The sequence below is a fragment of the Leucobacter sp. L43 genome (assembly GCF_016597785.1).
Taxonomy (GTDB): Bacteria; Actinomycetota; Actinomycetes; order Actinomycetales; family Microbacteriaceae; genus Leucobacter; species Leucobacter alluvii.
In genome coordinates this window covers 1,851,487-1,864,346 of record NZ_JAENJG010000001.1, presented here as the reverse complement: position 1 = coordinate 1,864,346, position 12,860 = coordinate 1,851,487, and the positions used below count along the sequence as shown (strand labels likewise).

Here is a 12,860-nt window from a genome sequence, read left to right as displayed (position 1 = left end):
AAGCACGAAGTTGTTCCGCGAGGTCGCGCGACGAAGCGGTCGCTTCAGCCCTGGTGACACCACGGGGCCACGCTCAGTCGAGGTCGCGAAGCCTCACGCGCTGCAATTTGCCGGTCGTCGTCGTGGGCAGCCGCTCGGCGAACCGAATCTGACGCGGATACTTGTAAGCAGACATGCGCTCACGCGTCCACGCGATCAGGTCCGTTTCCGAGAGCGCAGCCCCCGGCTCGAGCACTACGTACGCCCGCACGCTTTCACCCCGTCGCGCATCCGGATACCCGACCACCGCGGCCTCCCGCACCGCCTCGTGCCGCACGAGCATGCCTTCGACCTCCTCGGGATACACCGAGTATCCGTTGCACTTGATCATGTCTTGATTGCGGCTCTCGAACAGCAGGTAGCCGTCTCTGTCCATCCGCCCCACGTCTCCGGTGCGGTACCACCCGTCGAACATCGCTGCCGCCGTGGCGTCGGGGCGGTTGCGGTATCCGAGGAAGACACTCGGCGACTTGATGAGAATCTCGCCCGGCTGACCTTGCGGCATCGAACGCGTGGGATCCTCGGGGTCCGCGATCCGGATCTCCGTGTCGAGCACCGGCTTCCCGTGGCACCCGTATCGAATCGCCTGGGGCGGCATCTGCGTGTTCCCCGTGTGTGTTTCGCTCATTCCGTACGCCCACTCGAACATCGGCACACCGCTGTGACGCTCCCACCGGTCCGAGAGTTCCTCCGTGATCTGCGCCCCGAAACTCGTTCCCAACGAGAGGCGCACAGCCGACAGATCGCAGTGCGGCATCCGATCCGAATCGAGCATCGCGGTCACCATGGGCGGCGTCATGTAGGTGACCGTCACCCGGTGCTGCTCGAGGTCACGCAGCATGGTGCCCGCCTCGAACCGGGCCTGCAAGACGATGGAACCGCCCACCATGAGCGGGCAGTTGACTCCGACGGTCATGCCGGCGATGTGGAAGATCGGCATCGCCGCGGAGAACACGTCTTCGTGAGTGAAGCCGTAGGTTTGCACGGTCACGGCCGTCTTGAACTCCGTGTTGCGGTACGACAGCATCGCGCCCTTGGGCTTCCCCGTCGTGCCCGACGTGTAGATGATCAATGCGACATCGCGTTCCATGTCGATCTCGGCACCCGGCACCACCGGCTCGACGCCCGCCACGACCTCCGCAAATCGCACGGTCTCATGGGACCCGGCGTCGCGTACCGGGGGCCCCTCATCTCGAATCACGGCGTCGCCGGAGGCATCGATCACGTCATCCCACCGCGACAGCACCACCGTCTCGATGAGTGTGCCGCTCGTCGCCCGAAAGACGGGGACGAGGTCGTCGAACGTCAGCAGTACCCGAGCCTCGAGATCGGTGAGCTGGTACTCCAGCTCCCACTCCTTGAACATCGGGTTGCACGGGCCGAGTGCAGCCCCCAGACGCTGTATCGCGAGGCTCGCGATGATGAACTGCGGGGAGTTCTGCATGAATACGGCGACGGTGTCGCCGTGCGCGACTCCTCGATGCGCGAGAAAAGTCGAGAGTTGCTCGACCTGACGCTGCACCTCCCCATACGTGAGCGTCGTTCCCGCGAAATGGATCGCCGGGCGCGTGGGGTGCGCTCGCGCGTGCGCCTCGACGTAGGCATGAAGCGGCAGGTCGCGCACCTGAGTCGTGCGGATCGGTACTGAATTCATCTCTAGTTCCCCTGGTACTCCGCGGGGCGCTTCTGCGTGAACGCGAGCTTCCCCTCGGCGAAATCTGCGGTCTGCACACTGCTGACCGTCGCCTTGACCTGCGCGCCGAAGGACTCGACGACACTGAGTGCCTCCGAACCGCCGAGCGCGCGCTTCATGAGGCCGATGGCCCGCGTCGCCGACGACGCCAATCGCGCGGCTGCGTCGCGGGCGAGATCATCGATGTCGACGCCGTCGGCGCTCAGCGTCGCAACGATGCCGACGTGATGCGCCTCTGTCGCCGTGATCATGTCGCCCAGGAACAGCAATCGCCGTGCGAGGTGCGCGGGAGCGCGCTTCGGCAGCAGGCTCGTTCCCGCGGCGATCCCACGCAGCACGAAAGGGAGGCCGAACTTCGCCGTGGGTTCCGCGACGATGAGGTCAGCGGCGAGCGCGATCTCGAATCCGGCCCCGAGCCCGTACTTGCGCACTGCGACCACGATCGGTTTCTCGATCGCGAGCATTCGCAGCACGATGCTCGGATACCCGTTGGTGTAGCGCTCGCTGAGATCTTCAGGCTCGGGATGCTCTGGCGTGCCCATGTCGATGAGATCGTCTCCCGCGCAGAAGGCGCGCCCCTCGCCGCGAATGAGGATCGCCCGAACTTGATCGTCGACCTCAGCCGCATCGAGCGCCGCGTTCACCGCGGCGATCATGCTGTTCTCCAGCGCGTTGAGCGCCTCCGGCCGGTTCAAGCTGATGGTGCAGACGCCATCCGCAACGCGCACCGCCACACGCTCAGTCATGGGACACCGCCGCCATCTGCGCTTCGAGTCGCCGTCGAACCCCGGCCGGAATCGGAGCGGGCCGCCGATCCTCGCCGAGGTGAACGTAGACGGCCTCACCCGTCGCGCACACGGCCCCGCGCTGCACGATCTCCTCGCGCAGCGCGAGCGAAGTGTTTCCAATGCGGGCCACACGGCACTCCACCACCACGTCGGCGCCGAACATGATCTCGCGATCGAACGTCACCGTGTATGACTTGACGACCAACGGCCACCCCTCGAGAGAGCCGTCGGGGCGGAACTCGGCGAAGAGCTGCGCCCGGCCCGCTTCGAACCACACCGGCGGCACGGTGTTGTTGATGTGCCCGACGGCGTCGGTCTCGCTGATTCTGGGCGTGATGATGGTGGAGTACACGTGGGTTGCCTAGTCCTTCTCGACGGTTACGGGCGCCTGGTTGGGTGCACCGACGGCTGCGTCATCCCGCTCGGTGTATTCGCGTTCGTGCGCGATGGTGATGCGCGCGAGCTCTTCTGGCCGCGGTGGTTTCGTGAGCAACGACCCGATGATGCATGCCCCCAGCGACAACGGCAGCGAGACCGTCACCTGCGACAGCGCTGGCATCGCCGTTCCCCACAGCAGTGCCAGATACGAGACGGCACCGACGAGCACTCCCGAGAGCGCACCGATGCTGTTCATGCGCTTCCACCACACCCCGAGCAGTGTCGGGAAGAACAGACCTGACGCGAGCAGGCCGACGGCCGCGCTGTAGAGGAGCGTCAGCAGCTCCGGCGGATTCAGCGAGAGCACGAGTGTCAGTACCCCGAATCCGAGTACGCTCCAGCTGGTCAGACGACGCTTGGACTTGTCGCTCATGTTCGGCCTGAACTCCGCCACGAGATCGTAGGCGAAGGCTCCACCGAGTGCCAGCAGCATCGCGCTCACCGAGGACATCACGGCGGCGAAGATCCCGGCGAACGCCAGTCCCGCCAACCAGGTGGGGGTCTGCTGTGCGAGGAAGATCAGGAAGGTGCTGTCGGGCGACTCCAGATCCTCGCCGCCCTGCAGCACGACCACGGCGGCAACGATGAATACCGTGGTCACCACGGCAGTCAGGACGTAGAGACCGAGGCCGATCGCGAGCGAAGCTCGACCCTGACGCTCGTTCTTCGCGGCGAAGATGCGCATCACCGTGTGCGGCAGCACGGCATTGACGGTGGCCCAGATCACGAACGCCCCGATGTATGAGGCGAGAGGGAAGGCCTCTGTGCCCTGCCACTGCGGGCGCAACGTGATGGCGAGGTCGTACAGAGTAGCGGCGCCGCTGTTGGATCCCAACGCGAAGCCGCCGCACAGCACGACGACCGAGATCATGAGCAGCCCCTGGACGAAGTCCGTGAGCGTCACTGCTCGCATTCCGCCGTAGAACGTGTAGAAGATGTAGACCACGCCGACGCCGATGACAGACCAGCCGTAGGAGAAACCGAAGAGCTGCTCGCCGAGCAGGCCGCCGACCTTCATCTGGGCGACGAGGTAGGCGATCAGGGTACCGATCAGAATCAGCGGCACGATGAAGTTGAGGAGCTTGTTGTGGAAGCGCTTGCGAATGAACTCGGGTACCGTCGCCACGCTCATGTTGCGGAGCGTCTTCGCGAGGAAGAAGGTCGTGATCAGGTACCCGAGTGCAACGCCGCCGTTGTAGGCCGTGATGTAGCCCCATCCCCCGGCGTAGGAGAGTCCGATGTTGCCGAGCATGGTGCCGCCGGTCGCGAAGGCCGCGAAGATCGCGAAGCCGTTGACCCAGACATTCACGTCGCCGCTTCCGGTGAGGTAGTCCTTGGCGCTGCTTCGCTTTGATTTGAGCCGGGCATAGACGCCGACGGCGACGACGAACACCATGTACAAGCCGAGGATGATGAGTGGAACGACGCTATTCTCCATGGTGCGCCCCCGCCTCTTGAGCGCGTTCGGCGGCTCCGCCCTCGCGGGTGACGACGAGGTCGATCACCAGTACGACGAATCCGACGAACATGATGGCCATGAGCATGATGTTGATGACGGGCAGGGTGCCGATCCGGGTCGCGTATGACCACGGTGTCAGGGCGACGATCGACATCACCACCACGACTGCGGTGGAGGCGAGTCGGAACTTCGATACTGCGAAGAACCCACCGGACCTCTCTGTCCGGGGTTGTGATTGAGCCACAGCTCTTCCTTTCTTTTCGTTGTGTGCGTGTTAGAAGTGGGGGGTTCGCTTCTCGACGAACGCGGCAAGACCTTCGGCGCGTTCGTCCGTGCCGAAGAGCGCCGCTTGAGCCAGGAGTTCGACCTCGAGGCCGGCGGCGAGGCTGGTATCTGCGGACGCGCGGATGGCGCGCTTGGCGAGGCGCAGCGCGAGCGGCCCCTTGGCCGCCATCGCCTCGACCAGACCGATAGCAGCCTCGCGGATCGCTGCCGCTTCATGGATCTCGCTCACCAGGCCGATCTGATGCGCTCGCTCGGCGCTCATCGGGCGGCCGGTCAGAATGTGATAGCTCGCGACAGAGATCCCCGCATAGCGGGAGAGGAGCTGCGTGCCCCCGGCGCCTGGGATGATGCCGAGCCCGAGTTCGGGAAGCCCGAACTTCGACGTCGGCGTCGCAAGCCGGATGTCGCAGGCGAGAGCGAGCTCGCAACCGCCGCCGAACGCGAACCCGCTGACCGCGGCGACGCTCGGCAGCGGGGACTCCCGAATGCGCGTGAGCCAGTGCTGCATGCCCGTGTCGATCATGTCTGCAACGCTCTTGCCCTGGAGCTCGGCAATGTCTGCGCCCGCCGCGAATGCGCGGTCTCCCGTTCCGCTCACCACCACGCCGTCGACGCTTCCTTCGGAGCACCACGTCTCGAACTGGCGCGCGACGCGCTCGACGACGGCGAATGTCACAGCGTTGAGCGCGTCTGGCCTGGTGATCGTGATCATTCCGACGCGACCCAGGATCTCGGAGGCTACGTCGTCGCTCATCGTGCACCGTACTCGTAGAATCCGCGACCGCTCTTCTTGCCGAGATGGCCGGCCTCTACCAGCTCGAGCAGGGTGCGAGACGGGCCTCGGGAGGTATCGCCCGTTTCCCGCGCTTCGAGCCGTTTGATGCCGACGTTCACATCGATGCCGGTGAGATCGAGCAGCGCGAAGGGTCCGATCGGGTGCCCGAGCCCGAGTGTGACGGCAGTGTCGATCTCCTCAGGGGTGGCCACGCCGGCTTCGAGCAACGAGATGGCCTCATCGAACACCGCGCCGACGATGCGATTCGCGATGAAGCCGAAGATCTCCCGCCTCACGACGACCGCAGTCTTGCCCATGCGTTTCGCCAGCCCCACGACGCGCGCCACCGTCTCCTTAGAGGCGTGGTCGCCCCCGACGACCTCGACGAGCTGCATCACGAGCGCCGGGTTGAAGAAGTGCATGTTGCACACCCGGGCCGGATTGCGTATGGAGGCCAGGCGGCTCGAGACGATGCTCGAGCTGTTCGTCGCGAGGATCGCATCGACTCGAGCGATTTCATCGAGCTGGGCGAAGAGCGCACGCTTGGCCTCAAGGTCTTCGATGATCGCCTCGATGACGATATCGGCGTCGCTCGCGGCCTCTGAGAGGTCTGTGCTGGTGGAGAGCAGCTCGAATGCGGCGCCCACCTCCTCAGCGGTCGCCCGCCCGCGTTCGACGGATCGCGCCATCGTACGACGCAGTGTCTCCACGGCGGCATCCACTCGATTCTCATCGATATCGACCAGCGTCGTCGTACAACCCGCCTGAGCGGCGAGCATGGCGATCTGGCTGCCCATGACGCCCGCGCCGATGACGGTGACGCGAGAGATCTCGCTCATGTGTTCCTCCGGTGCTCGTGTGTCCGCCACCCGGCGACGCCGGGGGCCGATCGGTCTCGTTCGATGGCGAGGGCGATGCCCTGACCCCCGCCGATGCAGGCGGAGACGATCGCCCGCCCGCCGCCCGCGCGCGCGAGTTGGTCGATGGCCTTCATGATGAGGACCGTGCCCGTTGCCGCGATCGGGTGCCCATGCGCGATCGCCCCTCCCCAGGCGTTCACGCGATCCGAGTCGATTCCGAGGTCGGCCGCGCACGCGAGCACCTGCACCGCGAAGGCCTCATTGATCTCGATGACATCGACCTCGTCAAGCCGCCAGCCGGTGCGATCGAGCAGTGTGCCGATGGCCGGCGCTGGTCCGATGCCCATGACATTGGGGTCCACTCCGACGACCGCGCCGTCGACCACCCAGGCGAGCGGTGCGAGGTCTCTCCGGCGCACCTCGTCCTCTGACATCACCATGACGCAGCTCGCGCCGTCGTTGATGCCGGAGGCGTTGCCCGCGGTAACGGTTCCCCCGGGCAAGAACGCCGGCCGCAGTGCACCGAGCTTCTCCTCGGTCGTATCGGGTCTGGGGTGCTCGTCGCGTTCGATGCGCGTGCTTCCGACTGTGACGGGCACGATCGCCTCGTCGAGCACACCGGCAGCCGTCGCGTCGGCCATTCGTCGCTGACTCGTGCAGGCGTAGCGATCCTGCTCGCTGCGCGAGATCGCGTACGACTCCGCAAGATTCTCGGCGGTCGTTCCCATGCCGGGATTGCCGAGCGCTGCCGGCGAGAGCTCACGCGCGAGGAATTGCGGCGGTGTGGGAGCGAAGGCTCGCGCCGAGCGTTCGAGTTGGAACGGCTCGTGCGTCATCGACTCCATGCCGCCCGCGAGCACGATGTCCATCGCCCCCGAGGTGATCGCCTGTGCGGCCATCCAGACGGAATCGATACCCGAGCCGCACTGCCGATCGATACTGCGGGCCGGAACACGGATCGGCACTCCCGCTTGGAGCGCCGCGACGCGTGCCGGGTTGCCCTCCGGCGCCAACGTCGATCCGAGCACGACATCGTCAACGGCTTCAGGTTCGACCGTCGAACGAGCGAGCGTCTCGGCGATGGCGGCCGCCCCGAGGTCGCGCGCCCGAAGCGTCGCGAACGCTCCACCGCGACGCCCGATCGGCGTCCGCGATCCCGCGACGATGGCGGCCCGCGCTCGAACCATTCGCTCACTGCTCGTCATGAGACGCCTCCTCAAACCTGACGATCTGTCGCATCTGCTCGCCCGCCGCCAGTGCGTCCATCGCCTCGTTGATCTGGTCGAGGCGGATCTCCGAGCTGATCAATCGCTCGATCGGCAACTTGCCCTCCCGCCAGAGGGAGATGAATTTTGGAATGTCCCGTTTCGGCACCGCCGAGCCCAGGTAACTGCCGACGATCGTGCGCGCCTCCGCGACGAGTCCGAGCGGGCTGATCGAGCTCATCGCCCCAGCGGGAGGCAGGCCCACGGTGACTGTCGTCCCACCAGGTGCGGTCAACGAAACCGCGGTCTCGAAGCCGCGAGCGTTGCCGGTCGCATCGATGACCAGGTCAGCCCGTTCGACGACATCGCGAGAGGTCTCGGGATCGCAGGCCTGCTCCGCCCCCAGTTGAACGGCGAGATCACGTTTCGCCTGCACGCCGTCGATGCCTGTCACTCGATAGTTGAGTGCGACGGCCATCAGAACGGCAGCCATGCCGACCCCGCCAAGGCCCACCACGACGACCGACGCCCCTTCGCCCGGGTCGGTCACGTTCATGACTGCCCCGCCGCCCGTGAGCACGGCGCACCCGAGCACCGCCGCTACGTCGGCTGGAACATCGTGTTCGATCACGACGACCGAGCGTTCGTCGACGACCGCTCGTGTGGCAAAGCCTGAGACACCGAGATGGTGCCGCACCTGTTCCCCGGTGCGCGGCAGTGCTCCGATACGGAAGCCACCGCCGATGAGTTCGCCCCGTTCGTTCGATCGCGTTCCGACGGAGCAGGGAAGGCGTCCGTTGGTAGCGCATTCGGCGCAATCGCCGCACCGCGGCAAGAATGTCATCACGACCCGTTCTCCGACCGCAACGTCGACAACGTCTGGACCGACCTCCTCGACGATTCCCGCCGACTCATGTCCGAGCAGCATCGGCGTGGGGCGCGGGCGAAGGCCTTCGACCACAGAGAGGTCGGAATGGCACACGCTCGCAGCCTCGATCCTCACGAGCACCTCACGACCCACGGGAGCAGCGAGTGCCAGCTCCTCGATGGTGAGGGGAGTCGATCCGGCGAAGGGGGAACTGGCATCGAGTCTGCGGAGCACGGCGCCCCGGGTGCGTCGCCTCGGAGTCTCGCTCGCGCTCATGGTTGCCTTTCGGGATCGACGGTGAACTCCAGCTAGCCAACCAGATGGCGAGCCCCTGCCCTATATGCCAACCGACACATCTTGGCCGAATCAATATAAGATCCGACACATGACCGCATCCGACGCGCACCTTCTCGATCTGCTCCAGTCGGCACCGGACGACGACCCGACGATCCAGGGGCTCGCGGCGAGTTTCGGGCGCGACGGCCTCAGTCGGGCCGATGTGCAGCAGCTCAGAGCGGAGGTGCTGCAGGTTCGCCAGCAACGCGAGACGGCGCAGATCATCGCCGAGGTCGCGACGAACATCAACGCCGCCGTTGACGTCGATGAGACACTCGAACTCGTGTGCCACCGCAGTAAACATCTGCTCGGCAGCGATATGGCCTACATCAGCTTGAACGATCAGAGCGCGCAGGAGACCTACATTCGCACGACGGATGGCGTGCTCACACCGGAGTACCGCGGACTCCGCATGCCGCTCGGTACGGGCATCCTCGGCCAAGCCGCTGGCGGATCCACCATCGCCCAGACCACCGGGTATCTCGACGACAGCAGCTTTCCGCACATCCCCAAGGTCGACGAGGCCGTGCGTCTCGAAGGCGTCGTCTCGATCCTCGCGGTCACCATGCGCGTCAAGGGCGAGCGTTCGGGTGCCCTGCTCGTTGCAGAGCGGCGCCAACGCCGCTACACCCCGCAAGAGGTAGATCTCCTCAGTCAGATCGCCGGACTCGCCGCAGTCGCCCTGCAGCGCACCGGTCTGATCAATGATCTGAGGGCGAGTCTGTCGGAACGCGATGAGGCACGGGCCGAAGCTGAAGCGCGCCACCGCTTTCTCGCCAGGATCGAAACGTTCGATCAAACGCTCTTCGAAGTCCTCCGCCACGAGGGATCACCGGCGGAGCTCGCACAGGTCATTTCTGCGGAGATCGGTGTCGACGTGCGGTACTTGCAACGCAGCGAAGTCAAGCATCTCCGCGTCGATGGTGCGCACCGGTCCGCCCTTCCCTCCGACAATCACCGAACGATCGAAACTGAGGCATCCGTGGTGTGCGCCGCCGTCGCCGGAGAACGCACACTCGGAGCGTTCGAAGCGCGAGGACGGTTGGATCACGACCAGCGCGTACTCCTCGAGCGCAGCGGGCCCGTGCTGACGGCCATCATCCTCTCCGAAGAACGCGGCATCGCAGCATCGGCGGAAGAGCAGCAGAGTCTGATCACCCGACTCGAACAAGGGGCGAGCCGGGACTGGAAGCAGATCTCCCGGCAGCTGCAGCGCTACTGGTTGCGAGAAGGATCGAAGGTCAGGATCATCTCGATCGGATGCGACGACCTCGGCGCAGGGCGCGCCGAGCTCAGGGAATTGGCCGCACCGCGCGGGGGAATCGCCGGTGAGTCCGGTGGGCTGCTCGTCGCGATCGGCGAGAACCTCACCGGAGAGGAGATCGAACGCGGATTTGCCGGTTCGGGACTGCGGTCGAGCATTGCCGAGGTAGAAACCGTGCTCACCGCGTCCCAGGCCGAGGAAGCGCTGCTGCATACACGGCGGAGCGTTCGAGCCATGCAGGCGCTCGATCTCACCGGTGTGGCAGATCCGCGCTGGGACCTCGGCCTCACCGGCCTGCTCTTGGCCCACCTGCCGGCGTCGACCGCGGCGGATCTCGTGCATCACGCGGTCGCGCCGCTGCTGTCATACGACCGCGCCCACGGGTCGGTGCTGCTCGACACGGCGTGGGTGTACCTCGAGAATGACGGAAACGCCGAGACCGCAGCGCGTGCGATGCACGTGCACGCCAACACGGTGCGGCAACGCGTGCGGCGCATCGCTGAACTGATCCATCCCGACTGGGCTTCGGGGCGACTACGCACGGACCTGCACACCGCACTGCGCCTCTGGAGGGTGCGGAGGCACGAGACGGATAAGGCATCTCGCACGAGGTGAAGCAGAGATGCCCTTGCCGCCTCTCCGAGCGCTCGCTTCAGCCTCCGAGCGAGTGCACGCTGAACGCCACGGCGAACCCCAGGGCGGTGGTGAGGCCGGTCAGCATGTGGTCGTCCTCGAACGCTTCAGGGATCATCGTGTCGGAGAGCATCGCCAGGATCGCGCCGGCGGCGAGCGCCGTGATGAACGCGATCAGGGCGGCGGGTGCACCGTCGAGCAGCAGGAACCCGGCCGCCGCGGCGACGCCCGACAGCACCGCGATCGTGGTCCACACGCCGAACACGTATGCTGCGCTGCGGCCGGCCCGCTTCATGCCGGCACTGCTCGAGAGCCCCTCGGGCACATTCGAGATGAAGACGGCGACGAGCATCGCCGGGCTGACCGCGCCCGATGCGACGAGGCCGAGGCCGAGTACGAGGGATTCGGGGATGCCGTCGAGCAGCGCCCCCACTGCGATCGCGGTGCCGCTCCCCGGCTGCTGCGTCTCGCTCGACTGAAGCCCGTTCGACCGCTTCCGGTGCCGCGCCCCGCGGCGCGCGAGCAGCGCGTTCGACGCGACGAAGATCACCGCACCGACGAGAAACCCCGAGACGGTGGGCACGAGGCCTCCCCCGTCGGCAGCCTCGTCGACCAGTTCGAACGCCAGGGCCGAGATCAGCACGCCGGCGCCGAACGCCATGATCGTCGACACGACCTTCGGCGGTATGCGCCACCGCCAGGCGACGAACGCTCCGAGGATCAGCGCAGCGCCGCCCACGAACCCCCACCAGAGGGCCTGCAACCACATCGGAATCATCGCCACCCCCGTCGCTTCGGAATGTTCGGTCTCCCAGCCACGCTACTCGGCGTCCGCCTGATCCGTGGGTTCGCCTCCCGCTGGCTTCCGGCAAGTAGCATGCAGGGCGTGCATGCATTGATCGTGAGTGGGCTGGCCGTCATCGTCGTGTGGTCGCTGTTCAGTCGCGTACTCGAGAGGCTTCGCATCGCCGGCCCGCTTGCGGTGATCGTCCTCGGCGCGCTTTCCGGCCTGCTGTTCGGAGAGGATCTCGGCGAGCATCTCGACACGGATGTGGCGGAGAAGGTCGTCGAGATCGTCCTCGCCGTTCTCCTATTCGTCGATGCGACCGAGGTACGACGTGGCTTCCTCGGCGGAGAGGGCCGCATCGTCGCCCGTCTCCTCTCCATCGGACTCCCGGGCGCCCTCATCCTCACGTCGCTCGCCTGCATGCTGCTCCTCCCGGGAACTCCCTGGGCGGTGATCCTCGTTCTCGCCTGCGTCATCACGCCCACAGATTTCGCGGCCTCAGCCGGGATGCTTCGCGACACGCGCATCCCGTCTCGAGTGCGGCACAGCCTCAATGTCGAGAGCGGGTACAACGACGGCCTCGTTTCCCCGCTCTTCATCTTCGCTTTGGCAGTCGCAGAAGGTCAGGAAGCCCAAAGAATCGGTCCGGCTCTCGAGAGCGCTCTCTGGGCCTCGCTCATCGCGGTGCTCGTCGGTGCGATCGTGGGGGGTGCGACCGGCGTCATGATGCAGGTGGCCCACCGGAAGAACTGGCTCACCGCGCAGTCCCTGCGCATCGGGATCGTGATGATCCCGCTTCTGGTGTACGTGCTCGCGATCCAGTTCAACGGAAACGGCTTCGTGGCGGCGTTCGTCGCCGGCATCGCGTTCCGGTCGGGCCGCCTCGAGCACCGCCGATCCGATTCGAGCCTCGACCACGCCGAGATGTCTGCTGTCGACGACCTCGGCTTTCTCTCATCGCTCGGCGTGTGGTTCGTGTTCGGCGCCGTGATCATCCTCGCTGCGGAGACGGGTGTGAACTGGGTGCTCATCGCACTGGGCGTTCTGGCACTGACCGTCTTGAGAGTGGTCCCGGTGCATGCAGCGCTGTGGGGAAGCGCACTTCGGTGGGGGGAGCGCACGGCCATCGGCCTTGCCGGGCCTCGCGGTACGGCTTCGGTCGTATTCGGGCTCCTCGCATTCAATGCGCTGCGAGAAGACTACGCAAATCTGGCGCTCTACCTGACCATCGTCGTCGTACTGGGCAGTGTCGTCTTCCACGGCGTCATCGCTCCCCGCATGATCGTCGCGCTCACGCACGACGCCTCCGCCGCCCCGGCGACCACGGCCGACAAGAACTGACGTCGATTGCCTCCGACTGCCAGAAACGCAGCAGGGCCCGAAACCGTTACCGATTCCGGGCCCTGCTCATCAGAAAATGATCTGAAGCC

Annotated in this window: 12 protein-coding genes; 2 read left to right on the top strand and 10 right to left on the bottom strand. The window is 66.0% G+C overall.

Going from position 1 to position 12,860, the window contains the following annotated elements:
* Positions 1-73: 73 nt before the first annotated feature.
* The 9 genes from JE033_RS08705 to JE033_RS08665 are packed head-to-tail and all read right to left on the bottom strand — an operon-like array spanning position 74 to position 8,686.
* Complete coding sequence (locus JE033_RS08705; RefSeq protein ID WP_200330812.1) at positions 74-1,693, bottom strand: class I adenylate-forming enzyme family protein; 1,620 nt, start codon at positions 1,691-1,693, stop codon at positions 74-76.
* Positions 1,694-1,695: 2 nt separating this feature from the next.
* Positions 1,696-2,478, bottom strand: coding sequence for an enoyl-CoA hydratase/isomerase family protein (locus JE033_RS08700; RefSeq protein ID WP_200330810.1), 783 nt, complete (start codon positions 2,476-2,478; stop codon positions 1,696-1,698).
* Positions 2,471-2,872 carry a thioesterase family protein gene (locus JE033_RS08695; protein WP_090145726.1) on the bottom strand — a complete coding sequence of 134 codons (402 nt, stop codon included), beginning with the start codon at positions 2,870-2,872 and terminating at the stop codon, positions 2,471-2,473. Before JE033_RS08695 ends, JE033_RS08700 begins: the two co-directional genes overlap by 8 nt.
* A gap of 9 nt (positions 2,873-2,881) precedes the next feature.
* Positions 2,882-4,396, bottom strand: coding sequence for a sodium:solute symporter (locus JE033_RS08690; protein ID WP_090145729.1), 1,515 nt, complete (start codon positions 4,394-4,396; stop codon positions 2,882-2,884).
* On the bottom strand, positions 4,386-4,661 hold the full coding sequence (locus JE033_RS08685; protein WP_200330808.1) for a hypothetical protein: 276 nt from the start codon (positions 4,659-4,661) through the stop codon (positions 4,386-4,388). The genes JE033_RS08690 and JE033_RS08685 overlap by 11 nt, the downstream gene beginning before the upstream one ends.
* A gap of 30 nt (positions 4,662-4,691) precedes the next feature.
* Positions 4,692-5,456, bottom strand: a complete 765-nt coding sequence (locus JE033_RS08680; RefSeq protein ID WP_090145734.1) for an enoyl-CoA hydratase/isomerase family protein — start codon at positions 5,454-5,456, stop codon at positions 4,692-4,694.
* Positions 5,453-6,316 (bottom strand): 3-hydroxyacyl-CoA dehydrogenase family protein, encoded by an 864-nt coding sequence (locus tag JE033_RS08675; protein WP_200330806.1) that lies wholly within the window; start codon positions 6,314-6,316, stop codon positions 5,453-5,455. Before JE033_RS08675 ends, JE033_RS08680 begins: the two co-directional genes overlap by 4 nt.
* Complete coding sequence (locus JE033_RS08670; RefSeq protein ID WP_200330804.1) at positions 6,313-7,542, bottom strand: thiolase family protein; 1,230 nt, start codon at positions 7,540-7,542, stop codon at positions 6,313-6,315. The genes JE033_RS08675 and JE033_RS08670 overlap by 4 nt, the downstream gene beginning before the upstream one ends.
* The gene (locus JE033_RS08665) at positions 7,529-8,686 is read right to left on the bottom strand and encodes an alcohol dehydrogenase catalytic domain-containing protein (protein ID WP_200330801.1); all 1,158 of its coding nucleotides are present in this window, start codon (positions 8,684-8,686) and stop codon (positions 7,529-7,531) included. The genes JE033_RS08670 and JE033_RS08665 overlap by 14 nt, the downstream gene beginning before the upstream one ends.
* Positions 8,687-8,795: 109 nt before the next feature.
* Here JE033_RS08665 and JE033_RS08660 point away from each other — a divergent pair, with 109 nt between their 5' ends.
* A complete protein-coding gene (locus JE033_RS08660) occupies positions 8,796-10,625 on the top strand; it encodes a helix-turn-helix domain-containing protein (RefSeq protein WP_200330799.1) in 1,830 nt (609 codons plus the stop codon).
* Between the two features lie 37 nt (positions 10,626-10,662).
* On the opposite strand, the gene JE033_RS08655 is transcribed toward JE033_RS08660, so the two are convergent.
* Complete coding sequence (locus JE033_RS08655) at positions 10,663-11,418, bottom strand: ZIP family zinc transporter (RefSeq protein WP_200331127.1); 756 nt, start codon at positions 11,416-11,418, stop codon at positions 10,663-10,665.
* 111 nt (positions 11,419-11,529) lie between these two features.
* Between JE033_RS08655 and JE033_RS08650 the strand changes: the two genes are divergently transcribed.
* Positions 11,530-12,771 carry a sodium:proton antiporter gene (locus JE033_RS08650; RefSeq protein WP_200330797.1) on the top strand — a complete coding sequence of 414 codons (1,242 nt, stop codon included), beginning with the start codon at positions 11,530-11,532 and terminating at the stop codon, positions 12,769-12,771.
* Positions 12,772-12,860 lie beyond the last annotated feature (89 nt).